The 23,914-nt window shown below is 55.2% G+C and carries 20 protein-coding genes and 1 pseudogene; 12 read left to right on the forward strand and 9 right to left on the reverse strand.

The window, feature by feature from the left end; all coding sequences use genetic code 11:
• The first annotated feature begins 294 nt into the window (after window positions 1–294).
• The 5 genes from KTE_RS18460 (at window position 295) to KTE_RS18480 (ending at window position 4,844) form a co-directional block, all read left to right on the forward strand.
• Entirely contained in the window at window positions 295–765 is a 471-nt protein-coding gene (locus KTE_RS18460) for a zinc ribbon domain-containing protein (protein ID WP_201383364.1), read from the forward strand.
• A 5-nt stretch (window positions 766–770) separates the two neighbouring features.
• Window positions 771–1,961 carry a tetratricopeptide repeat protein gene (locus tag KTE_RS18465; protein WP_236600667.1) on the forward strand — a complete coding sequence of 397 codons (1,191 nt, stop codon included), beginning with the start codon at window positions 771–773 and terminating at the stop codon, window positions 1,959–1,961.
• Window positions 1,962–2,228: 267 nt separating this feature from the next.
• Entirely contained in the window at window positions 2,229–2,762 is a 534-nt protein-coding gene (locus KTE_RS18470; RefSeq protein ID WP_201383368.1) for a serine/threonine-protein kinase, read from the forward strand.
• Window positions 2,763–2,905: 143 nt separating this feature from the next.
• Complete coding sequence (locus KTE_RS18475; protein WP_201383370.1) at window positions 2,906–3,889, forward strand: tetratricopeptide repeat protein; 984 nt, start codon at window positions 2,906–2,908, stop codon at window positions 3,887–3,889.
• Between the two features lie 211 nt (window positions 3,890–4,100).
• Window positions 4,101–4,844 (forward strand): GNAT family N-acetyltransferase, encoded by a 744-nt coding sequence (locus tag KTE_RS18480; RefSeq protein WP_201383372.1) that lies wholly within the window; start codon window positions 4,101–4,103, stop codon window positions 4,842–4,844.
• 71 nt (window positions 4,845–4,915) lie between these two features.
• Here KTE_RS18480 and KTE_RS18485 read toward each other — a convergent pair whose 3' ends face one another.
• Window positions 4,916–6,307 carry a serine/threonine-protein kinase gene (locus KTE_RS18485; protein WP_201383374.1) on the reverse strand — a complete coding sequence of 464 codons (1,392 nt, stop codon included), beginning with the start codon at window positions 6,305–6,307 and terminating at the stop codon, window positions 4,916–4,918.
• Window positions 6,308–6,744: 437 nt separating this feature from the next.
• Window positions 6,745–8,628 carry a HEAT repeat domain-containing protein gene (locus tag KTE_RS18490; protein ID WP_201383376.1) on the reverse strand — a complete coding sequence of 628 codons (1,884 nt, stop codon included), beginning with the start codon at window positions 8,626–8,628 and terminating at the stop codon, window positions 6,745–6,747.
• Window positions 8,629–8,821: 193 nt separating this feature from the next.
• Between KTE_RS18490 and KTE_RS18495 the strand changes: the two genes are divergently transcribed.
• The 3 genes from KTE_RS18495 (at window position 8,822) to KTE_RS18505 (ending at window position 11,521) form a co-directional block, all read left to right on the forward strand.
• Window positions 8,822–10,213, forward strand: a complete 1,392-nt coding sequence (locus KTE_RS18495; RefSeq protein ID WP_201383378.1) for a sensor histidine kinase KdpD — start codon at window positions 8,822–8,824, stop codon at window positions 10,211–10,213.
• A 211-nt stretch (window positions 10,214–10,424) separates the two neighbouring features.
• On the forward strand, window positions 10,425–10,811 hold the full coding sequence (locus KTE_RS18500) for a response regulator (RefSeq protein WP_201383380.1): 387 nt from the start codon (window positions 10,425–10,427) through the stop codon (window positions 10,809–10,811).
• Between the two features lie 512 nt (window positions 10,812–11,323).
• Window positions 11,324–11,521 (forward strand): KGG domain-containing protein, encoded by a 198-nt coding sequence (locus KTE_RS18505; RefSeq protein WP_007911183.1) that lies wholly within the window; start codon window positions 11,324–11,326, stop codon window positions 11,519–11,521.
• A gap of 400 nt (window positions 11,522–11,921) precedes the next feature.
• Here KTE_RS18505 and KTE_RS18510 read toward each other — a convergent pair whose 3' ends face one another.
• Entirely contained in the window at window positions 11,922–12,914 is a 993-nt protein-coding gene (locus KTE_RS18510) for a M23 family metallopeptidase (protein ID WP_201383382.1), read from the reverse strand.
• Between the two features lie 533 nt (window positions 12,915–13,447).
• Here KTE_RS18510 and murJ point away from each other — a divergent pair.
• A complete protein-coding gene (gene murJ / locus KTE_RS18515) occupies window positions 13,448–14,998 on the forward strand; it encodes a murein biosynthesis integral membrane protein MurJ (protein WP_201383384.1) in 1,551 nt (516 codons plus the stop codon).
• 517 nt (window positions 14,999–15,515) lie between these two features.
• Window positions 15,516–15,761, forward strand: a complete 246-nt coding sequence (locus KTE_RS18520; RefSeq protein ID WP_236600482.1) for a flagellar biosynthesis anti-sigma factor FlgM — start codon at window positions 15,516–15,518, stop codon at window positions 15,759–15,761.
• A 113-nt stretch (window positions 15,762–15,874) separates the two neighbouring features.
• On the opposite strand, the gene KTE_RS49630 is transcribed toward KTE_RS18520, so the two are convergent.
• From KTE_RS49630 to KTE_RS18535, 4 genes and pseudogenes are all read right to left on the reverse strand, one after another.
• The gene (locus KTE_RS49630) at window positions 15,875–16,063 is read right to left on the reverse strand and encodes an SPASM domain-containing protein (protein ID WP_374226814.1); all 189 of its coding nucleotides are present in this window, start codon (window positions 16,061–16,063) and stop codon (window positions 15,875–15,877) included.
• A gap of 389 nt (window positions 16,064–16,452) precedes the next feature.
• A pseudogene (locus KTE_RS49635) lies at window positions 16,453–16,881 on the reverse strand (radical SAM protein); the annotation flags it as partial.
• Complete coding sequence (locus KTE_RS18530) at window positions 16,878–17,585, reverse strand: TIGR04282 family arsenosugar biosynthesis glycosyltransferase (protein ID WP_201383390.1); 708 nt, start codon at window positions 17,583–17,585, stop codon at window positions 16,878–16,880. The pseudogene KTE_RS49635 and the gene KTE_RS18530, both read right to left, overlap by 4 nt.
• Before the next feature lie 48 nt (window positions 17,586–17,633).
• Complete coding sequence (locus KTE_RS18535; RefSeq protein WP_201383392.1) at window positions 17,634–18,416, reverse strand: glycosyltransferase family 2 protein; 783 nt, start codon at window positions 18,414–18,416, stop codon at window positions 17,634–17,636.
• Between the two features lie 766 nt (window positions 18,417–19,182).
• On the opposite strand from KTE_RS18535, the gene KTE_RS18540 reads away from it, so the two are divergent.
• A complete protein-coding gene (locus KTE_RS18540) occupies window positions 19,183–20,625 on the forward strand; it encodes a putrescine aminotransferase (protein WP_201383394.1) in 1,443 nt (480 codons plus the stop codon).
• Window positions 20,626–20,703: 78 nt separating this feature from the next.
• On the opposite strand, the gene KTE_RS18545 is transcribed toward KTE_RS18540, so the two are convergent.
• Together KTE_RS18545 and KTE_RS18550 are read right to left on the reverse strand one after the other, a co-directional pair.
• Window positions 20,704–21,657 carry a uroporphyrinogen decarboxylase family protein gene (locus KTE_RS18545; RefSeq protein ID WP_201383396.1) on the reverse strand — a complete coding sequence of 318 codons (954 nt, stop codon included), beginning with the start codon at window positions 21,655–21,657 and terminating at the stop codon, window positions 20,704–20,706.
• 17 nt (window positions 21,658–21,674) lie between these two features.
• Window positions 21,675–21,902 (reverse strand): hypothetical protein, encoded by a 228-nt coding sequence (locus KTE_RS18550; RefSeq protein ID WP_201383398.1) that lies wholly within the window; start codon window positions 21,900–21,902, stop codon window positions 21,675–21,677.
• Between the two features lie 275 nt (window positions 21,903–22,177).
• Here KTE_RS18550 and ade point away from each other — a divergent pair, with 275 nt between their 5' ends.
• Window positions 22,178–23,908, forward strand: coding sequence for an adenine deaminase (ade, locus tag KTE_RS18555; protein ID WP_201383400.1), 1,731 nt, complete (start codon window positions 22,178–22,180; stop codon window positions 23,906–23,908).
• Window positions 23,909–23,914 lie beyond the last annotated feature (6 nt).

Raw genomic sequence — 23,914 nt, forward strand, 5'->3', positions numbered from 1 at the left:
TATAGTCCTTGGAGAATAGTTATAAGTAGACCGTAAAAAGGCTGGGCGCGCAGGTCCATCTGCAAAAGTTTGACCTGTCAGACGTTTACCAGAGAAGGCATGTGTCGAGCGAGGATGAGTAGTGGCGTATAATGCAGGCAAATATAGTATTTTCTTTCCTGTTTTCATAATGTACTACAAAATGTAGCATATTACATTGACAAGGTCATAACGTTTTCGCTACAGTAGTGGCAATAAAGTCTTTTGTATGGCAATAGTTAGAGATAGTGCGCAGGCTAGGGAGGAAGCGTGTCTATGGGGATGTGTCTAGATTTAGAGGGGTGTGGCTTTGCCAATCGAGAAAAGGCGCGCTTTTGCGCCCATTGCGGTATCCCCTTAGAAGGAATATTTTTACAGGGACGTTATGAGGTCCAGGAGCTTGCGCTTAAAGAGCGTAAGACAGTCACTTTGCGCGCGCTAGATCGCCACCAGGGACAGTCTGTGCTCGTGCGTGCTTTAATACCCCAGAGCGCGACCGAGGGCGAGCGTGAGGAGTTTCTTCAGGATGCCGAGCTTGCGGCCTCGCTCTCAGAGCGTGTTGAAGATCCGGGAAGTGTGCGTGTCCTGGATTATGGTCAGGATGGTCCCCTGGTATTTTTGATCAAGGCTGAACAGCGGGGGGGCGCGGAAATAGCCAGCAGGAGCACTCTCAACTGGCCTGGAATGCCTCGGCTGGTAGCGAAGAGTTCGCGCTGGATATCAATGGCGACGATGATGCCACCGTGATACGTATGCCTGCGCTCTCGCAACTAAAAAATGCGAAACGGCCGCAGGAGAGCCAGCCCGATCCATTAACGCGCGGCCATGTGGCGTATGAGCAGGGGGAGTATGAGGCCGCCTTGCGCTACTATGAACAGGCTATCGAGCAGGATGTGGTTTCGATTGAAGCCTGGGCAGGTAAGGGCGCGGCCCTTTTAAGCCTGGAACAACTGGATGAGGCCTTGTTGGCCTATGATCACACTATATCGCTCTGCCCAAACGATCCAGAATTGTGGACCTCGCGCGCCAATGTGTTGCATGAGCTACGTCGCTTCGACGAAGAAATGGATTGCTATGAGCAGGCGTTGCGCTACGACCCGAACTATATTTATGCCTGGAGTGGACGTGGTATGGCCCTGGCGGAGCAGGGGAAGTCTGAAGAGGCATTGATGGCCTTTGACAAGGCTCTGCTCCTCGATCCCCGTCAGAGCGTTGTTTGGCAGGCCATGAGCGATACGCTCTATAGCCTCCACCGCTATGAAGAGGCCCTGATCGCCGTCAATCGTGTCTTTGAAATCGATGCCAACAATGTCTCCGCCCTGGACACCAAAGGCAATATTTTGCGTCGCCTGGGCGATGCGGCAGAGGCTCTCCCTCTGCATGAAGAGGCCCTGGAGCTTGAGCAGGAGAACGCGACGCTCTGGTTTGATAAAGGCAACGACCTGCGCGACTTGAAGCGCTATGAGGAGGCCCTGGTGGCATATGACCATGCCCTGACACTTGATCAAACTATGGCGGGGGCGTGGTATAATCGAGGAAATGTTCTTGCTGCTCAGCAGAAATTCGAAGACGCCCTGGCTTCTTATGATTGTGCCCTGCAATATGACGACGGCCTGACTTCTGCCTGGTACAATAAAGGCAGCTTGCTGCATGAATTGCAACGGTATGAAGAGGCCCTTATGGCTTTTGACAGGGCACTGGCGGGAGATATCCACTACATTGCGGCCTGGAATAACAAAGGTTTGTCGCTGTATGCACTTGGCCGTTTGGATGAGGCACTGGCCGCGCTTGACCAGGCAACCTCGTTTGCGCCAGATGAGCCAGACGCCTGGTATAACCGGGCGGTTGTTTTACAGCGCCTGGGGAGGAAGCAGGAGGCTATCTCATGCCAGGAGTGGGCGCGCTCACTGGAGCAGCGAGCGAATGGAAGCGAAGCCTCATAACAGGCTCGTGGGTGGTGTGTGAAGCGTAGACCGGGCCAACATACCACTGGTGGTTGCTGCCGGACAGTGGATCGAATCAGGCTGCTCTTAGGTGGTGGATGAGAAAAAGCATCTGCCCGCGGTAAATTTTAAACCTACGACTCGGAGGAGGGAATGCGACGCTGCGCCGATCAAGTTGATTGTGGCTATGAAAACCGGGACAGCGATTTATTTTGCCGTGCCTGTTCCTTACCACTCATACATACTATGCTAGTGGGTCGATACCGTGTGGATGCTTTGCTTAGTAAAGGTGGCTACGCGGCGGTTTTTCGTGGGGTAGATCGTAACCTCTCGCGCTATATTGCGATCAAGGTCCTGCTTCCAAGTCGAACGACGAACAGTGAGCACGAGCATTTCCTGCGGGAAGCCCGTATTGCCGCGACCCTCGACCATCAAAATATTGCGCCAGTCCTCGACTATGGCCGCGATGGCCCCAGTGTGTTTCTGGTGATGCCTCTCTATACAGCAGGCTCGCTTAGAACGCGTCTCGCGCAGGCCAATGGCCCTTTGCCTCTCTCCGAGGCCAAGAGCAGTTTCCTGCAACTCGCGGGTGCATTGAGCTATGCACATACTCGCCCGCGCCCGGTTATTCATCGTGACATCAAGCCAGAGAATATTTTGTTACACCAGGATGATCACCGCCTGGTGATTACAGATTTCGGCATTGCGCGCGCGCTCGAACCGGGGGAGCGTGTCGGTCGAACGGTGACGGTGCGCGGCACGGTGGGTTATATGGCCCCGAGCAGACCAGTGGCGTCGTAGATCCACGAAGCGACCAGTATGGGAGCGCCATTGTCCTCTATGAGCTGCTAACTGGCTATCATCCCCTGGACCCCGCCGGGGGAACGGTTCCTCCGGTTTCATCGCTCAATCCAGATTTGCCCCAGGCGCTGGATGAGGTCGTCATGCGTGCCATGACCTCTAAACCCGATAGCCGCTTTAGCGATATGCAGCAGTTTATGCAGGCTTTTGAGCAGGCCTTTACCACGAGCACCAAGATCCAGCGTGTTCGCCACCCGACTCCGCCACAGCAGGTCCAGCCAGAGGCGCATACACAGCCAACCTCGCGCCCGACTGCGCGTCCCTCGTCGGCACCTCTGAACATGAGCAACACGGGCAAGCATCAGAGCGCCCCGCTCACGCAACGCCGCTCAAATGCCAGTACTATGAGCATTACTGAAAAATGCCAGGAGGGCGATCGCTTTCTTGAGCAACAGCACTACTCGCAGGCCTTGCAGGCCTACGAAGAGGCCCTGGGTATGGATCCGCTGAATTTCTATGCCTGGAATGGCAAGGGCACGGCTCTCTATAACCAGGGATACTACCGCAAGGCCCTGGACGCATATCTGTACGCGACGGAGATTGATTCAGGCAACGCGGTGGTCTGGGTAAGCGCTGGCCTGGTCCTGATGCGCCTCCAACGCTATCAGCAGGCCCTGGTCCACTTTGAGCGTGCGCTCTCACTCGATGCACAGTATGTGGCGGCCTGGAACGGGAAGGGCGACGCACAACTGGATATGAATCTCCCCGAGGAGGCTCTGGCCTCCTATCAACAGGCGCTGGCGCTGGACCCCAGGAGCTTTCAGGCCTGGAACGGGTTGGGCAATGTGCATTCCAGCCTGCTCGACTACACCGGGGCCGTGGATGCCTATACGCGCGCGCTGACAGTCAATCCTCGCAGCGCGGTGGCCTGGTGCAATAAAGCCGAGGCACTCTCACGCCTGGGCCATAACCGGGCCGCGCTGGATGCGCTCAACGAGGCCACCGAGATGGATAAAGGGTATACACGGGCCTGGCTCTTAAAGGCCGAGGTCTATGAATCTCTGGGGAATGCACAAGAGGCGCAGAAAGCGCGTAAGCGTGCCAGGGCCTGGAGCATGAAGGCCTAACCATTCACCAAATTGTAGGGTCTATGCTGGCATGGACTCATCCGGCCCGCAGGCCAATTTTCCGCCGTAGGATGGTCGCTTCGCTCGGGGTCCATGCTGGCATGGACCCTACAACGTAAACCACTGAAAGGTTCCATATTAATAGTTTATGCATATTGAAGCTCTACACGATAAAGAGAAGATCGAAAAATATCTATTAAAGAACGTAGGTTTGTATCTCTATCACCTGGGTGACCTGGATGACTTCTTCTGGCCTTATACCTGCTGGTATGCCCTGATGGATGGGCAGGAGATCCACCAGCTGGCCTTGCTCTATATCGGCGGCCAAACGCCCGTTTTGCTGGCTCTGACGGATCATGATGAGGAGGGCATGCGCCTCTTTATGCGCCTGCTATTGCCACTCTTGCCCTCGCAGTTGGATGCCCACCTCTCGCCCTGGATACTGGATATAATAGAGGAGGCCTACACGCTGCGTTCTTATGGAACGCATATGAAAATGCTTCTCCAGGATTCCAGGCGGCTGCAAACTATCAACACCTCCCAAACGATAGCTTTAGGTCCGCGCGATCTTCCTGAAATTGAGGAGTTCTACCGGGTCAGTTATCCTAATAATTTCTTTGATCCAAGGATGCTTGAGACAGGCTGTTTCTGCGGTATTCGTGCTGCTACAGTTGGTGAGCGCGCGGGTGCATTACAGAGTATTGCTGGTATCCATGTCTATTCTGAGCCTTATAAGGCTGCCGCTCTTGGAAGCGTAGCCACGCATCCCCAATGGCGAGGGAGAGGGCTGGGGACAGAGGTCTGTGCGCGCCTGAGTCAGGAGTTGCTCACGCGGGTAGAGCACATTGGCCTGAATGTCAAGACCGATAATATTGCGGCATTGCGCTGCTATGAGCGCCTCGGCTATCGAACTATCGCGACCTACGAGGAGGCCTCCTTAACGCGTAAAGTGTAGGAATACAGAGCCAGCCTTACAGCAGAGGAGGTTGAAATCGTCGCACAGCGGAAGCTTGCTCCCCCGCTGTGTTATCTGCCATGGCCCAGCAGGAGCATGGTGAGTAGCATGCCTGTCGTGAGTAAAAGTAAAAAGACGAGGCCCACAATAATTACTCCAAAGGCCGTCGATTGCTGGAGTAAGTGCAGCGGGAGTGTCCGTAATTGGAGACTCCGAGAGGAGATGCCAGCAGGCAACATCGAGGAAAGTCTGGGATGCTGCTCGACAATAGCTTCTAGCGAGGATTGCTGTGGCAATGGTGCCTCCTCGTGTACGGCTGCTGCGTGCACGGTCGCGGAAGAGATGGTAGGCAGCTGCTCGGGACCATGGGCTTTGCCGATAACCTTGTCCAGGGGGGGCATGGGCAGCGTCGTCGCTTCGCGCTGTTTATCGATAACAAACGCGGCCTCCTCCACATGTATGTCGCCTCTACTGTCAAGGGAACGCCCCTGGGCGTACATCTTGACCTGCGTTCGCTCCTGGAGAACGGTGTCATAGGCCTGTGCAAATGCCATTATGTTGGGGTAGCGTTGCTCAGGTTTCTTTGCCAGCGCGCGAAGAAAGACTTCGTCGAGCTCTGATGGCAGTGAGGGGATGTGCGCGCTGGGAGGTGTTGGGGAGGTGTTATGATGGTGATGCAAGAGCTGTGACGCCGTGCCTTCAAAGACCGCGCGCCCGGTGATGAGCTGATACATCATAACCGCCAGGGCGTACTGGTCCGCGGCGGGGCCCACATGCACCGAGGTTGCCAGGGTGGGATCATCGAACTGCTCCGGGGCCATGTACAGCGGTGTCCCAACCGAGCGATGCAGGGAGCGCCCATTGCGGTAGAATGCGGCCAGGCCAAAGTCGGCCAGGAGTAGCTTGGGTCGCCCATGAGGAAAGATATGTTGCAGATTGAGGTGCTGCATACCCTTAGGATAGCCACGCTCAACGCGAATCAGGAAGTTCGTTGGCTTAATGTCGCGGTGGATAATCCCATGATCATGTGCATATTGCAAGGCCGCCGCTGCCTGTAACAGGTAGTAGCCACCCTCTTCAGCCGAGATAGGCCAGCCAAAGCCATACTGCTGTGTGCGCTTTTGTAGCCAGTTCCAGAGTGAGCCTTCGGACATAAAAGGCATGACGAGATAGGTAATGCCCTGCCCATCCTGCTCAAGGACCTCATCCCCAAAGTGATAGAGCGACAAAATATTTTCATGATCAAGTTCTGCAACCGCGCGTGCCTCACGTTCAAAACGCGCTGCTGCCTGCTTGCCTTCGGGTGTGTTGGGCACGGCCCGCAGGTCTCCACAAACGACTTTGATAGCCACTTTGCGCCCAATACGCATGTGCTGTGCTAAGTAGATGTCACCCATCCCTCCACTCTCGGCCAGGCGGATCAGGCGATAACCACCGAGAGTCTTCCCCACCAACATATTCATCCAACAATCCCTTATCTTCTTCTGCGGAAACCAACACCACGCTCGCCGCGCCCCCGAATGGGGGTGGACAGCGCAGCGTTCAGGTTTCCGAATAGGCAGTATGCGCAGAAGATGAGAGCACGGTCCTCTATAAAGGCGCCTGCTCACATATTCGTAACAATACGCTTTTCTATAAATATTATACATTCCGTATGGAAAAATAGATGTTAACAAGTGTGAAATTGTTACAAAAGTCACGGTATATGTTGGTAATAGTCGATGCCTGAAATTAAAGAATTTGATTTTAAAATATATACAAATACAGTCCATATAGAAAATAAGAGTATAGAGATCTATCATCTGGGGATGAAAACGGTCAATATTTCTCGCAAAACCGTGGCTATTGGTGGTATGTGATATGGAAAGGCTGCTGGCCTTTCCATATCACATACCACCAATTACCCCTCTTTTTGGAGCTGGTGGAGTGCCAGGAGGGTGGCTTGTGTCACCGCGGGATGTGTGATAAGCAGTTGTTGCAGGAGAGGTGCGGCTTCCTGGTCATGATACTGGGCGCTAACCTGGCAGGCCAGGCCGGCTACTGCCGCGTTCTGATCGCTGAGGGCCTGGCGAACGCTTGCCCGGCTTTGGGCTTCGCTGCCTGTGGCATCAAGGATGCGTAGTGTTTCTAGAGCGGCCAGGCGTACACGTGGATCGAGATCGTTTAGCCCCTGATAGCTTAATGCTTGTGCTTCGGGCGTGGGAAGCTGGCGGCAGGCTTGAAGTACTGCCACATACAGCAGGCTCCCCGCATAGTCGGTTGCCTGTGGCTCCAGGAGCGCCTCCTTGAGTGGAGCGCGTCGGCGCCTGCCGGAGGGATCGATGACGTTCGCCACCAGCTTCTGTAGCACAGGGGCGGCGCGCAGGTCACCAAATTGTCCAAGAGCCAGGCAGACGCTGCTCAGCGCCTGAGCCTGCTCCTGGTGTTCCAGCGTGCGGACGCTCTCCAGGTAGAGCAATAGAGGGTCTACGGCGCGGATCTCGCCAAGCTCAGCCAGGGCCTGGGCGAGGAGGGGCAGGAGGGTATCCTGCTGGGAACAGAGGGCGGTAAAGAGCAGTTCGCGCCCATTGTGTTGCATCCATGCTTCAATTTCAGGCATCATGGGGAGGCAGGGATAGATCTGAGCTACAAGGTTGCTCTCCAGGGCCAGGCCCTGGTTGATGGCCTGCCAGTAGCGAGCACAGAGCGCTCCCAGGGCATGAAGGGCGAGTGCTGCCTGCCAGGATGGCTGCTGCCTTGCACTTTTGAAGAGCGAGCTGGCCTGGTCTGCAAGAGGGCGCGTAAAGAGGCGTGGGACTGCCTCCTGGTATGCGGATGATGGCTCTTTACTCTCCTCTATCACATAATAGAACACAAGCGCCGCCTGCGCAGCGAGCCGGGGCTGCTGCCTGCTCTGCTCCAGGTAGGGTGCCAGGTCGAGTGCGTGATAGAGTGCGCTCGCCGCATAGTGTTCCAGGCCGGGCATCTTAGCGATCCCATGCGTTAGCAAGAATTCCGCAAATGGTGCATGCCCAAGGGCCAGGCATTGTTCAAGAATGGCGAGCCTGTTCCAGCCTCTGGTCTCGCAGAGCGTTTGCAACAGGATCTGTTGCGCCTGATTGTGCCCCAGGTGTGCCAGAGCCCGCGCTGCATAGAATGAGGCAGAGGGATCATGGAGCAGGGCCTGTAGCATCGGCAATGTATCCTGGGCGTCTCTAGCGGGCGAGTCCGCTGCTGGTGTGCCTACCTGTTTATAGTAGCCAAGCAAGAGGATGGCGATGCGGCGAGCGTAGTTGTGAGACTGTATGGTAGGATCGTCACCTGGTGCCTGAGAGGAAACATCGCCTTGCTGGATAAGATAAAGCCAGGCGGGAAGCAAGTGTCCCCGTCGGTCGATTTCAAAGAGGGTGGCGAGGAGGTGAGGGTGCCAGAGAGAGAAGGGGCCGACTGGCAGGAGTTCAGTGAGGCGCGCAGCGACCTCCTCGGGTAGCGCTTTCCGCCAGCTCAAGCGGGTCAAAAGACAGGTGACCTCTCTCCGCAAAGCATTCAAGCTGGCCTTGTGCACTGGTGTGTCTATATCAAGCGGAGGCTGTACCTGGTGGAGGAGCCTGTACTCCAGCGCACCCGTTGAAAAGCTTGCCAGGGCGTCTGGTACTCCTGTTAAAGGCTCCTGGGTATGCTGTATGTCAGGGGCTTCTGGTTTAAGCATATGCACAATATGTGTATGGTCTTCAACTTCATGTTTCACCATTGGTGACGGTATCTCAGCCTCTAGAGGCACTTGTTTAGAGCTCGTATCTGGCATCCCCATCCTCCCCATCTCTTTTTGAATGTTGTATGTACAATTATAATTTTAAGGGAATATATGCTCATTGTACCTTTTTGGCTCGTTTCGGTCAAGAATAAAAACGAGGCGGAAATAGTGCTCGCTTGCCCTTATTTGCATTTATACTAAACTAGATAGAATTTGTACATGTGTGGCTGGTACGAGGTATGGTATGTCTTCGGCTGAAGCTCTATTCGCGCGTGTGATTATGGAGATTCGCGCGCTCATTAATTGTGATATTGTCTATCTGGACCTGGTGTGTTTTGAGACTGCACTGGCTCATCCCCTACTTCAGCGTCTCTGCGTCCGAGAAGATCTTCAACGTACATATGGCAAACCAGGAAGCTGGGATGAGGAAATGGAGGGTGCCTTGCGCGCGCTCTATGACATTACCACGCAGATGGGCGTACCCTGGATTAGCAATGCGGCGCACCTGCCTGGTCAGGCGTCTGTCGGCAGCCTGGTGGTTGTCCCAGTCTCGAGTTCTGGTGGGTTGTTGGGAATGCTGGTGTGTTGCCATACCCAGCCTGAGTTCTTTCATCCCGGAATTATGCATCTCTTACAACACTACCTGGCGACTGGATCGCGCCGACTGCTTGAGGGACTGATAGAATTGTACGGTGAGAGCTGTGTCAGGCGGCATCAAGACACCAGCGCGCAGTTTCTGCAAGAGCAACATCATTTTCTTGCCCTTCTTTGCCATGAGTTGCGCCGCCCATTGACGGCCCTCAAGGGCTATACCGAGCTTTATATGACCTATGGCGATGATCCAGGCGCGCAGGAGGCCAGTTTAGAGAGCTTAGATTGGCGCGCCTACTTACGCATGGTTCAGGAGAAGACACAGCAACTGGAGTTATTGCTAAACGACGTACAGGATGTGGCGCGAGTCAGCCAGGGGCAACTGCGGATGAGCCTGGATGCGGTAGATATTGTGAGTCTCTGTCGACAAATGATTATGCCTGAGCAAGAGCGCCTGGAGCAGGTAAGCCCGGGTCAGTATCGCCTTTCTTTAGAGGTCGCGGAGGTTGCGGAGGTCGCGCGCGAGATGCCACCTGCCTGGGTGGACCCGGAGCGTGTACGCCAGGCGCTGGCTAATTTGCTTGATAACGCCATCAAATACTCTCCTCAGGGAGGATTGATCGAGATATTGGTGACCGATCATGCTCCCTATAGCGGATCCTCTTACTTCCTTGTGGCAACGCATACAGAGCGTGAGCGCCCGGCGGAGGACCATTATCTCTACGTGACTGTCCATGATCACGGGGTCGGTATCCCCCGCCACCTGCAACAAGCACTTTTCCGCCCCTTTACGCGCCTGGAACACGATATGCATGAGCGCGTGCCGGGAAATGGGTTGGGACTCTACCTTGTGCAGACCCTGGTTGAGCAGATGCATGGGCAGGTATGGCTTCAGAGTGACGAAGGGCGCGGCACGAGTATTACGCTAGCCCTGCCCATCGCGCCCATGCCTATGGCAGATGAGAAAACGCCTCAACCAGAGTATCGGCAACCTCAACGCGCTAAAGTCCCGGCTCCAGACGAAATAGTACTGCATATGCCATAAATCAGCAGTACTGGCCAAGGAACGCTCGCAAAGATATGTCTGGGGATAGGCTGGCAGCCCCAGCCCATCCCCAGACATACCTTTACCCCTTCTCAGGCTAGATGGTAGAATGAAGTAGGTTCACGCTTGTTTGGCACTTGCTAAATAAAGCACAGTTTGTTATAGTGTGCGTGTATATTCCTCGTATTTGATGTTTTCGAAGGGAAGAGTTATGCGAGTAGGTCTGCTTGAAGACGATATAGCCATTCAAGAAATGGTCATGCTCGTGCTACAAGATGAAGGCTATCTGGTGGCGGCCTATGCCGACGCCGAGGCATGCTTGGGCGCCCTCACGAATATCGCGTCAGGCTTCGAACCCGTTGATCTATTAATCGTCGATTGGCGCTTGAATGGAACGATGTCGGGCTTCGAGGTGATCAAGCAGATGCGCGGCTTTCCTCACCTGGCCTCTTTGCCTATTATTTTAACTACCGCGGCGACGTTCACCGATATCGAGGCCTTGCGCGACCTCCAGGTCTCCCTGCTCGAAAAGCCTTTCTCGGTCGACGAGATTATTTCTCTAATTAAAAGTGTTACAGGACCACTGGCGTCGTCATAGCCCTAAATGTCCTATGCGCATCGTCACGCACCCTCCTTTCTAGCCTTAAAAAACTTAGCCTTTTTTAAGCTTTCTCTGGCGCCTCTTCTCGCCTATGCTTTTTTTCTCCTCTCCTGACCATAGATACACCCCTGTAAGCTCATCCTTTCCTTAGAAATGCTTAAGTAAACCTTAGAGAACGCTGAAAATTTTCTGGCAGGGGTTGCCCCCTCTTTGGGGTTGCTGTTATGCTTTAACTGTTAACGAACACAGCAAGCTATTGTAAGTTCATTCAGGTGGGCAGATAGCTGCTGGGTTTACGAAGAAAGCTTCACCTCTGCTGTATCCAAAACGTTACATGCGTCGTGTTTAGTGTATGAGGTATACAACAGCTTGGCTCTAAAGTAAAAATAGAGCAAGCTAGGAGCTTATCTTCATTGCGAGAGTTGGAGAGGTTGTCTGTTTCGGCTCTCTAGTGTGGTTCGCAAGCATTGACGACGAGAAGTCACTAGAAACTGAAGAGGAGAAAATCGATGCAGTCACAAAAAGGTCGCGGTCGTGGTTTCGCTTCTATGAGTCCCGAAAAGAAAAAAGAAATTGCGAGCAAAGGCGGAAAAGCAGCTCATGCTCTCGGCACAGCCCACAAGTGGACCAGTGAAGAGGCCCAGGCTGCCGGGCGTAAGGGTGGCTCAATCAGTCGCCGCCGTTCGAAGTACAATGTACAGGCGTAGCCTTTAGTGCTCATGTATGGGCATACGCATGCCTGTATTCGCATACAACACTGCTGCCTGTACTAAAGTAGAGCAATTCAAAAGAGGCCGATGCTGCTTTCCGGCCTCTTTTCTTTTCTCTCAGCTTACCCCATATGCAGGTTTTTCTTACTGCCTACGGCGGCGACAGAAAGAGGAATTGGGGACACCCCAAACCCCGCCAGGGGCAGCGCCCCTGGACCCCGTTGCAAAAATTGGCAGGCTATGCGGGCTAACCCCGTTGCAAAAATTGGCAGGTCATGCGGGCTAACCCCGTTGCAAGCTATTTCTGGTAAGTAGTGTTGTGTGCCCTGGCAGCCGCAGGCTGCCAGGGCACACAACACTACTTACTCTGCGAGCGCCGCAGGCGCGAGAATACCAGCTAAGGAAGTGTCATGTAAAGCGTCGGATCTTTAAAGTGATTATTATCCACCACCATAAAATGCACATGAGGGCCAGAAGAGGCCCCGGTGCTCCCCTCATACGCGATGACATCCCCTTTATTGACGTTTTGTCCCACATGGACGATATAGCTGGCCAGGTGCCCATAGACGGTCGCGATATAGTGTCCATGATTAATCTTGACGGCGTTCCCCAGGCCCGACCAATCCCAGCCCACCCAGATGACCTGCCCGCTATCAGATGCCATAACCGGGTTGCCATACGCCGTTGCCAGGTCGATCCCGGTATGCGGTTTGACGCAACTGCACCAGGTCTGATACTCGGGTAAGCCAAAGCCCTGGGTGATCCTCTCCCCTTTCATTGGTGGCTGCATGTCGCCTGTGCCCATGACTCCACTGTCAGTGACCGCCGTGGCACAGATCCCCCACAGGCCCATATAAGGGGCATTGCAGGATCCCTCCAGGGTGGTCAAGGCAGGAGTGGCGGTGGGGGTCGCGATATGCTGGGCAGGGCTGAAGGGATTTTGCGCGTCGCTCAACAACAGGTTGCCGATACCTTGCAGGAGTGGCGCGTTCGAGTTGCCAAGTGGTGTGGTGACGACCACGGTCAAGAGTAAAATTATCAGCATACTCACCATAGAGATCACAAACTTCCGTGAGCGGCTCCGTGGTGTGGGCGCTGGCGGCAGTGGCGTGGTCTTTACGACGCGAGGGGTGCCGGGAATGTATGTGAGAGGACGTGTCCCCGCTTTAAACGTCGCGTGTCCTGGTTGAGATGACATAGCGCCGAGTGGGCGTGTGGCGAGCGGCGAGGTGGTGGAGCGAGGAGGAGTATTGAGTGTGGGAAGCGGTTTGCCCTCTTCGGTAGAGATGGAAGAGAGTTGGCGTGTGATTCTCTGCCTCTGTCTTGCCGCTGGCGCATCCTGTGGTGTTTGTGAGGGTTCCCCGGGCATCTGTTTTGGCCACTCTGCCATACCAGGTGTTCCTTGTGGTGCGCCAAAAGGGACGAAGGGTGTCCCGGGTATATATGGGGTGGGCTGTGGCGGCTGAAAAGAGGGAGAGGGCGCATTGCCCCATGGGGTTGGCATGGGGATTTGTGGGGGTACAGGCACAGGATTCTCGCTCTGCTTTGAGCGCGAGGCGGGCGTTTTTTTCTTCGCGGATGAAAACATAATTAAAATCCTCGCTGATGGCGTTGCCGTCGCGTTTTTTCTTTTACCTTTTAATGTAGCTGATAAACCCGGCCTTTACTAGCTTCCCTGGCAATGGATAGCTGAAAAAGGCTATTTTGTTTCCTTATAAGGCCATATGTCAGAAAATGAAGATATATGAAAATAGCACGAGATGATGACGTTTTATTCATAGCTACCAAAAATAACGGCGAGCAAAGCTTGTTTGGGATGAGGTGAAATAGGGAAGGGAAAAGATCCTATTTGAGGTTGGGAGGCTCTATACCCTGCTCTTTATACCCGCAAAGTAGGACAGGGAGAAAGTAATAACACTATTTATGTCTGAACAAAAAAAACAGCATGCGTTGACAAAGGTGTGGGGTGGCCGTGTCTTTCGTGTATGGGGTGGCCGTGTCTTTCGTTTTAACATCCGTAATTTTCGTTTGAGTGGAGGGCTGACCTCACGACGCTTTAGTATCGTAGAGGCCGCTCTGCTCTTGATGATCGGTATCCTGGCTTCAAGAGGTTTGGGGGTCATCCGCCAGAGCCTTTTTAACGCCTTCTTTGGCACTGGTCCCGAGGCCAATGCCTTCTATGCCGCGATCCGTCTACCGGATGCTCTCTTCAACCTGATCGCAGGCGGCGCGCTGAGCCACGCCTTTATCCCGGTTTTCCTGGCGTATGAGAAGAGGAAGGGACAGGAGGCCGCCTGGAAGCTCTCCAGCCTGGTCTTTAATGTCATGCTGCTGGTTTTGACGCTCGTCGTGATCGGGGGCGAGTTTTTTGTGCCAACCTTTACGCGTTCGCTCCTGGTCCCAGGCTATAGCGAGACTGAGAAGGTCCTAACGATCTCGCTCACACGCATCCTGCTCTTTCAGCCTCTATTGCTCTGCCTGGGAACGATTGTCACCGGCGTCTTAAATAGTAAGCGCCAGTTCCTACTGCCTGCCTTCTCCATCGCGATTTATAATCTAGGCCAGATTGCCGGGCTCGCCTGTACGCGCTTCATTCCTAGCATAGGCATCTATGGTCCCACCTATGGCGTGTTGGTGGCCTCGTTCTTGCAGGTCGCGGTGCAGGCTATCCCGCTCTTCAGGCAAGGAGTGCGCTATTCGTTTACCTGGAATTTTCGCCATCCCGGCCTGCTGGAGGTCCTGAGACTCCTGGGACCTAACTCGCTCGCGCTTGCCGTGGCCTACCTGGCCCTTATTATCGAGACCTATTTCGTCTCCTTCCTGCCTGATCCCGCCAGTCTAGCGGCGCTACATAACGCCGATATGTTACAGGCTCTCCCCTTCTCTCTACTCTCGCAGGCCATCGGCCAGGCGCTCCTGCCGCATATGACGATCCATGCCGCCGCAGGACGCTATGTGCGCATGCGCTACATGGCCTTGAGGGTCATGGGCGCCTCCATTTTATTGACGCTGCCCGCGGCGATAGGCTTAGCCGTTACGGGTCAATGGATTATCCGCCTGATCTTCCAGCATGGAGCCTTCGATGCCCACTCGACCGCGCTGACCTACCTGGCGCTATTGGGATATGTCTTTGCCATTCCTGGGGTCACGGCAGGCGACATGATTAGCCGTGGCTTCCTGGCCTTGAAGGATGCCACGACTCCGCTCTTTACTGGTATCCTCTCCCTACTCTGCCGCGTGGGCACCATTATCGTGCTCATTGGTGTACTACCACGAGCCTACGTCATTCTCGCGATACCCCTGGGCTACGCGCTAGGGTCCTCGGTAGAAGCGTTCACCCTGGCCTCACTCCTGCTCTGGCGCCTGGGCAAGAAGGCCCGCCTGGATGCAGGGATGCAGCGCCTCCTACGCTATCGCCGCTACCTCGCCCGCACGCGCCAGGAAGCTCTCGCCAGCCCGTCTTCATCCCGCTGAGCAAGGGAGATAGCCAGTGCGCGCTGACCCCTTCGCGTATCCGCTTATCCCTCTGAGTAAGATGGTTCGGCGTGGTGTGCGGGCGTTCGCCCGCACACCACGCCGAACCATCTTATCCTGTGAGCGTCGCAGGCGCGAAAGGAAAGGACCAATGATAGGGGCCTTCGCCCCTAGAGCTAAGGACCTTCCTCTCTACACACAAGGCATGTGCTTTTCTACACTGCTATTATAGGATCAGGGGCCGATATAGATAGGTGTGGGGAGTGATGGAAAGTGGACTTTTGGGTTATAGGTGTGGCCATCTGGAAGGTATGAGGTGTACAAGCCCCTGATCGCCTTGGGGAGGGCTGCAAAAATACGATATAAGAAGATTGGGAGAAAGGAGTGTGCGGCTCAACTCCTGCCTATGCATAGCTCTTCGATGATAGAGAGCATAGGACAGATTAGGGGTAGCTGCTCTGTTAGTTACATGAAAGCACGCGCCGTACGTATAGATACAGCCGTTGAAACAACGGGAATGGTTTCGTCACAGCCGCAGGTCAGGCGGCACTCCAGTCCACCTGTAGGGGAGAGTATCGCAGCCCTCCAGGTACGTATTCAAGTGCAACGTGATGAAAAGGCCCGCCTCGCTAGAGTGGAACAAATCAAGTCACAGGTAGATGCGGGAACATATCAATTGGATAACCAGGCAACGGTATATGGCCTGTTAGGTTCGCCTCTTGACTGGAGCTTTGTGTGCATGAGTGCACCAGACATCGACTAATGCCAACAGCCGCACACAGGGAGACATGAACTTCCTTTCTTACAACGGGGATTGAGCAACGTGGGGACTGGCGAGAAGGGTATCCGCAAGGCGGGTACCCTTCTCTTTCTTTGTTAGTAGCTCCAGTTCAGGCCGCATTGGGAGCAGTGACGAGCGGGATGCTCGCTCTCAAAGGCGCGACGGAAGGCCTCATAGCGCTCTCCGAACCAGATCTGCTCGATGGACTCCTGAAAGACATTGCCCAGGACGCGCTCTTCGCGATATTCGCGCGCGCTGCGATGCCCAAAGGGGCGAAGCAGCAGGAGAGCACATTGCCGCTAGAGGTGATGTAGGTCAGATTGTAGGGGCGTGTGCAGCCGGACCAGGGGCGCTCCCCAAAGTCGCGTAGAATACTCTGCATCGGCGTCGCGGACCCGGCGGCGTTGAAACGGATGCCCTGCTCTTTGCACAGCTCCTCGCTACGATGTACCAGGGCCAGCTCCTCCTGACTTGAGCGACGGAAGAGCGACTGTTTGGAAGCTGCCAGTCCCTCTTCAAAGTAAACCAGGCGCTGCATATAGACCTCGGGGATACCTGCCTCGGCCGCCAGCTCAACCAGATGCGGCAGCTCGTGCAGGTTTTCGCGCATGGCGGTGAACCAGAGCGAGATGGCTGGCTTGCTGGCGTTACGCGCCTTCTGCAACTGCACAAAGGCTCGAACATTGCGCCAGATTTTCTCAAAGGCATCGACGCCCCGCACATGTGCGTAGATCTCGCGACTGGAGCCGTCCATCGAGAGGCGATACTCATCGAGGCCGGCATCGATAAGCTCCCCGCCCTTCTTCTCAGTCAGCGCAATGCCATTGGAGTTGAAGAGCACATAGGTGCCGCGATCCTTTAAATAGCGCACCATTTTAGGCAGGTCTTTATTTAACAGTGGCTCGCCCAACCCATGCAGCACGACGCGATCGAGCACCGGAAACTGATCGACGATCTTGCGAAACTCGTCGAAGGGCAGATCCCGGTCCTCTTCACGTGAGAGCAGCGTGCGTGGACACTGCTGGCAGAACTCATTACAACGGCTGGTGGGCTCAATATAGATCGAGCGTGGCAAGGTAAGAACAGGTGTCGTGATTGTCATACAGACTCCTTTGTGCGGCTAAAGGCTTTGGTGAGTGCGGGATGCGTGGCTAAATGTGCGGCGGTGATTGGTGCCAGGCCTGGTTTGACCTGGAGTATCTCCGCTAGCTTAAGCAGGTCGGGTAGTTCATCTATGTCCTGAAGTTGTTCCACGAGGTGGACAGAGAGTCGCTTCCGGTGCGCGGCGGCAATTGTCATCTGTGTCACCACCTCGGTACTCATGGGAATGCCACTAAAGACGTCGTGTGCCTGGCGCATGCCCAGGAGGTAGTAGCCGCCATCCTCGGCTGGCCCAAGCACAATATCTGTCGTATTCAGGCGCTCGTTTACTTCATCAATAATTTGACGCCTGATGTGCGGCGAATCAGAGCCAAGCAGGATCGTCTTGCGAAACCCCTGGCGCTCTGTCCAGCGAAAGATATGATGTAAGCGCGTATTGAAATCCTGGCCCTCCTGGGGAAAGCAGCGCATGTGCCGCCCCCTGCCAGGAACCAGCTCCTCTAACAGCGCGTTATAATCAACATGCACGGGCGAATAGGCCCAGTGCAAGGCATAAGGAGCCTCACTAAAGCGCAGGGCCAGGTCCTTCAAGAATGCGCGATAGAGCAGCACTGTCGCCTCATCCCCAATGGAGCGTGCCAGGCGCGTCTTGGTTTTTCCAGGCTCGGGGGCGCGCGCTATAATGACGAGCGCTGTGTCATCCATGCATTCCTCCTTTTGTAAAAAAACACTTGACACACCTGTTTTTACTTGTTATATTTTTCTTGCCAATCCAGATTTGCTGGGAGACGCGATCGCTGAGCTACTAGTATTGTCCTTCGATCCGTCAGAGGATCCTGCAATTGCCGACGCGTAGCGTAGCGTAGTGCTGAGCATATAATAGGCGGCCTTGACGCTGCCAACGAGCGTACCTGCGACCTTGGAGTGGCCATGGCTGCGCTGACGATAGTGAATAGGTACCTCCAGGATGCGATAACGCGCTCTGGCCGCCTTGACCAGCATCTCCACAGGCCAGCCAAAGGTCATCTCACTCATATTCAGCCGTGCCAGTTGCTCGCACCGAATGGCGCGAAACGAGCCGATATCATGGAGGGTGGCACCATAGAGGAGGGTGATCATGCGACTGACCAGCCAGTTGCCCAGGCGTGCCTGGGGTGGGATCGCTCCCTTCTCAGCTCGTTTGCTTACGCGCGACCCCATCACCAGGTCGGCCTGCTGCGAGAGGATCGGAGCTAGCATCTCGGGAATATCGGCGGGATCATCACTGCCATCCCCATCCATAAAGAGGGCGATCTCCGCGCCCAGGCGGCACGCCTCCTGTAGCCCCCGGAAGCAGGCGCGTCCGTAGCCGCACTCCGCCGTCTGAACGACGATAGCTCCCGCCGCACGCGCCACCTCGGCCGTTCTATCGGTGCTGCCATTATCAACAACAATCTGCCAGCTAATGGTATCGTGGGGAAGGGTCGGAAGCAGGTGCCTGAGGGCCTCCTCTTCATTGAGCGCGGGAATAATAAGCGCCACCTTTTGGGCTGTCATGAACAACTCCTTACAAGACTACAAGCCAGATAGCATGATCGGCGCAGCGGATCACACCGCACCGCTCTCTCCTTTTCACGTCCAGCCAGGAAGATTTTTACAGCGGGCATAAAAATGCGGGAATTTATCAGAATTACAACGGCCATCCATGCTCTTCCGGTATCGCCTTGCAATCTCAACTCTGGATAAGGTGTATGGGCATGTGGCGTGCGCAATGCGCACGCCACATGCCCATACACCTTACCCTTGAGCGCCGCAGGCGCGAAAGCTACCTTTGCCCTTCTTGCTTTGTGAGGAAGCGTGAGGTATACTGATACTATAGTAGTATGTTAATACTGCAAAATGCTCAGCAATGAAGCGGTGTTGCGATGCGAAAAACAGATTTCTCTGGTAAGCGAAAAGGTCGCTACATTCCTAAATTTGATGTCTTCAGAGGGTTCCACCTCTCTACCTGTTACCCGTGATCTCTTCATGCCTTTTCCCCATACATAATCTCTCGGAATCCTGAGCACACAGCGCTATTTATAGCCGTGCTGTAGGTTTCCGCAGCAGAAGCTATTCTCCTACTATATTCGATAATTAGGCGAGTGTGGCTATGCACATTTGTGTGTTTGCCCCTGGCTGGCTTGCTTGATTGATTATATATCCATTGTCCATTTCCATAAGCAACCCTTAAGGAAACAGTCTCTGTTTCGCTGTTGTGTTTCTGGTGCGCGGCCCAGGATGGAATTGGTTGTGTTTGCTTGCGCTTCCCGAAAGGATTTTTATGAGTGATGGTAGTTTACTTAAGGCTTTAAATGTTTCACGTCGCTACCTCGACGTGGTACAAAAACCTCAACTTGAGCGCAAAGAGGCCCAGTGGTTGATCGAGACCACGGTCGAGAACTTTACGAAGTACTACAATAGCGGTTTTATTGAATACCGCAAATCGGTCGCGGAGGCCGAAGATGTGGCCGCGGTGGAGTGGAATGGGCGGGGCGCCACCTTTAAAGATGTGTTGGGGCGCGAGTTTATTGATTGCCTGGGTGGCTTTGGCATTTTCAACCTGGGCTGGTCGCATCCAAAAGTTATTGCCGCGGTCCAGGCGCAACTGGGTAAGAGTGCCCTGCCCACACAGGAATTGCTTGATCCGCTGCGTGGCATGCTGGCGCACCTGCTGGCAGAGGTTACGCCGGGCGATATCCAATATAGCTTCTTTGTCGGGAGTGGAACCGAGGCCGTTGAGGGCGCGATGAAGCTTGCCAAGCTGTATACGGGCAAGAGTGGCTTTATTGCCGCGGTCCGTGGCTTCCATGGTAAGACGGCTGGCTCGCTTGCGCTGACAGGGAAAGCGGTCTTCAGACGACCCGCGCTCCCGCTCCACCCCAATGTCTATCACGTCCCCTATGGCGATGCCCAGGCCGTCGAGCAGCAGCTCCGCATCGCGCGCGAAGTGGGCAACGATATCGCCGCCGTTGTGATGGAACCCATTCAGGGCGAGGCGGGTGCGATTGTGCCCCCCGATGACTTCTGGCCGAGCCTGCGCCGCATCTGTGACGAATATGAAGTACTTTTGATCGCGGATGAAGTGCAGACCGGCATGGGACGGACAGGCAAGTTCTGGGGTGTTGAGCACTGGAACGTGGCGCCAGATATTATTACTTCCGCCAAGGCGCTCGGTGGTGGGGTGATGCCCATTGGGACCTTTATGGCGACGCCAAAGATCTGGCAGGTCTTCAACGAAAATCCTTTCATCCATACTTCAACCACGGGTGGCAACCCCCTGGCATGTGCCGCCGCGCTTGCCGCGATCAATGTGACCCTTGAGGAGGGCATCGTTGAGCAGGCCGCGGAGAAGGGGGCCTACTTCAAGCGCCAGTTGGAGGGCCTTGCCGAGCGTTACAGCGATATCTATCGCGGGATCAGCGGTAAGGGTCTCTTGCTCGGCCAGCATTTTGTCAATGATGAGACCGGCTATGCCGTGGCGTCGGGCCTTTTCAAGCGCGGCGTGCTCATCTCGGGGACGCTCAATAACTCACGCGTGATTCGCGTCGAACCTCCACTGATTATTAGTTATCGCGAGATCGACACGATTCTTGATCGCCTGGAAGATACGCTGCGCTCGCTGCGCGGCAGGGTGGTGACGCCTCTCCCTGTTGCTGAGAGCGAGCCTATGGCCTTCTCGGCTATGTCTCTCTACCCCTCCAATCCCTGGGCCGCTTTCGCCTAGAAATAGGAATGGTGAAATGTGTGCGCATGGGTAATGGGCCAAGCCCATTACCCATACGCACACATTTCACCATAACCCCTAGCGCGGATTGTCGATGAGTTTGCGCGCTATATGTAGCCATTGCTCGGGAGTGTCGTCAGGGATGGAGCAGCCGTTGGCGAGGATCAATTTGTGTCCTTTGGTCTGGATGATGGCGGAGAGCATTTCGTTCTCAATCTCGGTCTCGCTACCATGTGTCAGGGGGCCGCGCTCAAAGAGTCCACCCATCAGACACTTCTCGGTCAGGGTTCGCGCCTCCTCCAGGTTGGGACCCGTCAGGCGATCACTCCAACTCAGAATCTGCGCGGGATAGCGGTCAAAGAACTCAAAGTAGATCTGGTCCGTACCCTGGTTTGGATCAGCGTGGATATGGATGGTATTGAGCCAGCCGCCATTGGCGCCGCGCAAGGCCTGTATGTCATAGGGATAGCCAACCGCCGCATACTCATCCAGGGTCAGATCGGCCGTGGTCGCGCCCATACATGAGAAGAAGATGCCACTGGCACCCGCCTCAAGCGCCGCCTCCATCAGTTTATGCAGGTTGGCCGCTATCGTCCCCAGGCCCTCGCCAAGCAGGTCAGGCTGGTTTTTAGCTGCTGCCAGTGCCTGCTCTTTGCCCAGGAAGCGTATGGCATAGGTCAGTGGGCTAAAGAGGGTGAGCAGGATGGGATAGTCATCACCCAGCATCCCGCGCAGAGTACGGACACAGGTGACCTGTTCACGAAAGCTCGGTGTATCCAGGTCCAGGCGGGGCAAGAAGCGCATCTGCTCGACCGTTATCTGTTCCGTGTCTGGTGCTGAATAGGGGAGATCAGGCATGATCTTCGCGATATCTAGCTTAAAGGTGTCGACAAAAAAGTGCTTGGTCAATTCGGCCAGGCGTGTGCCAGATCCCTCAGGCCGAAAGTGGTGCCAGAAGCAAAGTGGCACACGATCCACCTCTTCGCCTGCCACCGCGGCGCGAACACGTTCTCCAGGGGTCATGGTGCTCATGGCGTCTCCCTTCCTATTCATAGGTTGTTGTCTGACATCTCTTCGGCGGGGCCAGGCTCCATTGAGCGTGGTGTGACGGCGATTGGCCCCAGGCCCTGCTCGTAGCGGGTGCGGTCATAGTCTGAGCGCTTGCGCGCACGCGATAAGAGTTGTTCATCGAGCCAGTTGGCGATCAGCACACCAACCGTGGCCCCGCCTATAAGGGCGGCGATCTTGGCCAGTGAGGATGATGTCGAATTACTCATGATCTCTTCGATCCTTTCTGGACCTTTTACAAGATGACTAAACGCTGTGTGCACGTTGCTTTTCCGGTCTTTGATGGTGTGGTACAGTAACCGCGTACACAAGTAGCGGGCTACCACCTCGTTACTACTAATACGATGGAGCCTACCAATCCGTTGGCTTACCCATAATGGTGATGTACACTGACAAATTATATGAATAGCCTCTCCATGTGCTAAAATCTGCTACTGAGTTCTAAAAATATCGTCGTTTTGTCATTGTCGATGAGGGATGTGGTATGGAGAATTTGCGGCGCCGTATCCAGATCGCGCGGGGAGAGCAGTCCGGGGATCTTTTGTTGCGCAATGCGCGCCTGGTGAATGTGTGCAGCGGGGAGTGCTATCTGGCTGACGTGGTTCTGGCCGATGGATATATCGCGGGTATTGCTGCCCCTGGATCTGGCTATCAAGCAAAAGAAGAGCGTGATCTGGAGGGGCGCTGGCTCGCGCCCGGCCTGATCGATGGACATATGCATATTGAGAGTACGATGCTCCAGCTCTCCGAGTTCGCGCGCCTGGTTGTTCCACGTGGCGTGACGGCGGTGATGCTCGATCCACACGAGTTCGCCAATGTCCTGGGGCGCGAGGGCATCGAGTATGTGCTTGATGCCGGAAAGGATCTCCCGCTCACCAGCTATGTGCTGCTCTCTTCATGCGTCCCTGCCTCGAGCTATGAAAGCCCCTATAAGGTCATGCACGCTGAAGACCTCCTGCCCTTGCTCTCACATGAGCGCGTTCTTGGCCTGGCGGAGATGATGAATATGCCAGGCGTGCTGACACAGGACGAGCAGGTCCTCGCCAAAATTGAGGCTACGCATCGGCATGGGCAGGTGGTAGATGGCCACGCACCGGGGCTACGTGGCAAGGACCTGAACGCCTATGCTGCCGCTGGCGTACACTCCGACCACGAATGCACGACGCCGGAGGAGGCCCGCGAGCGTATCCGCCTCGGGATGTGGTTGATGATTCGTGAAGGCTCGGCGGCGCGCAATCTCGAAGCGCTGTTGCCCCTGGTACATGAATTGCACCCACCACGCGTCTTCTTTGTAACCGATGATCGCGATCCGCAGGACCTGATCGCGCGTGGGCATATCGATTCCATGGTGCGCCGCGCCATCGAATTGGGCCTGGAGCCTGTGGAGGCCATTCGCCTGGCATCCTATAATACGGCGCAATATTTCCGCCTGTATGATCGCGGGGCGCTGGCCCCCGGCTTCGTCGCCGATATGGTGGTGCTCGATGATCTGAAGACCTTTAACGTCGAGTCGGTCTATAAAGATGGTAAAATGGTGGCATGCGCGGGTAAGCTTACGGTTTCCGCTGGTGGCGCACAGATGCAAGAAGCTCCTAATACCATCCATATTGGTAATCTCACGCTTGACAACTTCAAGCTTCCGGGCCAGCCCGGGAAGGTCGAAGTCATTGGCATTGAGCCTGACCAGATCACGACACTGCACCTGCAAGAGGAGGCGCCGTGCCTGGATGGTGAGCTTGTCGCCGATCCAGCGCGGGATTTGCTCAAACTGGCGGTCGTCGAGCGGCATCATGCCAGCGGTCGCGTTGGGCTGGGGCTGGTGAAGGGGCTGGGCCTCAAGCGCGGTGCCCTGGCCTCAAGTGTGGCCCACGACGCGCATAACCTGGTGATCGCGGGTACCAATGATCAGGATATGTTATACGCCGCGCGTGCGCTGGAAGAGATGGGTGGGGGCTTTGCCTGTGTGGTAGATGGCGTGGTGCGTGCGCGGGTACCCCTGCCGCTTGGAGGGCTGGTCTCGCTGGAGCCTGTCTCTGTACTTTTGCGGCAGTTGCAGGCCCTGGATGCTACGGCGGCAGAGCTTGGCTGTGCCCTGGCGCACCCCTGTATGACCTTGAGCTTTCTCTCGCTTTCGGTGATTCCAGCACTAAAACTTACAGACCAGGGACTGGTCGATGTTGAAACGTTTACATTGCTTCCTCTTCAACGAAGGTAATCGTAC

It is taken from the genome of Ktedonobacter sp. SOSP1-85 (assembly GCF_016587415.1).
In the GTDB taxonomy this organism is placed as follows: Bacteria; Chloroflexota; Ktedonobacteria; order Ktedonobacterales; family Ktedonobacteraceae; genus Ktedonobacter.

Excerpts from the sequence above, each read along its gene's own strand:
- KTE_RS18460 (WP_201383364.1), top strand. The coding sequence starts at position 295 with ATGGGGATGTGTCTAGATTTAGAGGGGTGTGGCTTTGCCAATCGAGAA.
- KTE_RS18465 (WP_236600667.1), top strand. The coding sequence starts at position 771 with ATGCCTGCGCTCTCGCAACTAAAAAATGCGAAACGGCCGCAGGAGAGC.
- KTE_RS18475 (WP_201383370.1), top strand. The coding sequence starts at position 2,906 with ATGCGTGCCATGACCTCTAAACCCGATAGCCGCTTTAGCGATATGCAG.
- KTE_RS18485 (WP_201383374.1), bottom strand. The coding sequence starts at position 6,307 with ATGAATATGTTGGTGGGGAAGACTCTCGGTGGTTATCGCCTGATCCGC.
- KTE_RS18490 (WP_201383376.1), bottom strand. The coding sequence starts at position 8,628 with ATGCCAGATACGAGCTCTAAACAAGTGCCTCTAGAGGCTGAGATACCG.
- KTE_RS18495 (WP_201383378.1), top strand. The coding sequence starts at position 8,822 with ATGTCTTCGGCTGAAGCTCTATTCGCGCGTGTGATTATGGAGATTCGC.
- KTE_RS18500 (WP_201383380.1), top strand. The coding sequence starts at position 10,425 with ATGCGAGTAGGTCTGCTTGAAGACGATATAGCCATTCAAGAAATGGTC.
- KTE_RS18505 (WP_007911183.1), top strand. The coding sequence starts at position 11,324 with ATGCAGTCACAAAAAGGTCGCGGTCGTGGTTTCGCTTCTATGAGTCCC.
- KTE_RS18510 (WP_201383382.1), bottom strand. The coding sequence starts at position 12,914 with ATGGCAGAGTGGCCAAAACAGATGCCCGGGGAACCCTCACAAACACCA.
- murJ (WP_201383384.1), top strand. The coding sequence starts at position 13,448 with ATGTCTGAACAAAAAAAACAGCATGCGTTGACAAAGGTGTGGGGTGGC.
- KTE_RS18520 (WP_236600482.1), top strand. The coding sequence starts at position 15,516 with ATGGTTTCGTCACAGCCGCAGGTCAGGCGGCACTCCAGTCCACCTGTA.
- KTE_RS18530 (WP_201383390.1), bottom strand. The coding sequence starts at position 17,585 with ATGGATGACACAGCGCTCGTCATTATAGCGCGCGCCCCCGAGCCTGGA.
- KTE_RS18535 (WP_201383392.1), bottom strand. The coding sequence starts at position 18,416 with ATGACAGCCCAAAAGGTGGCGCTTATTATTCCCGCGCTCAATGAAGAG.
- KTE_RS18540 (WP_201383394.1), top strand. The coding sequence starts at position 19,183 with ATGAGTGATGGTAGTTTACTTAAGGCTTTAAATGTTTCACGTCGCTAC.
- KTE_RS18545 (WP_201383396.1), bottom strand. The coding sequence starts at position 21,657 with ATGAGCACCATGACCCCTGGAGAACGTGTTCGCGCCGCGGTGGCAGGC.
- KTE_RS18550 (WP_201383398.1), bottom strand. The coding sequence starts at position 21,902 with ATGAGTAATTCGACATCATCCTCACTGGCCAAGATCGCCGCCCTTATA.
- ade (WP_201383400.1), top strand. The coding sequence starts at position 22,178 with ATGGAGAATTTGCGGCGCCGTATCCAGATCGCGCGGGGAGAGCAGTCC.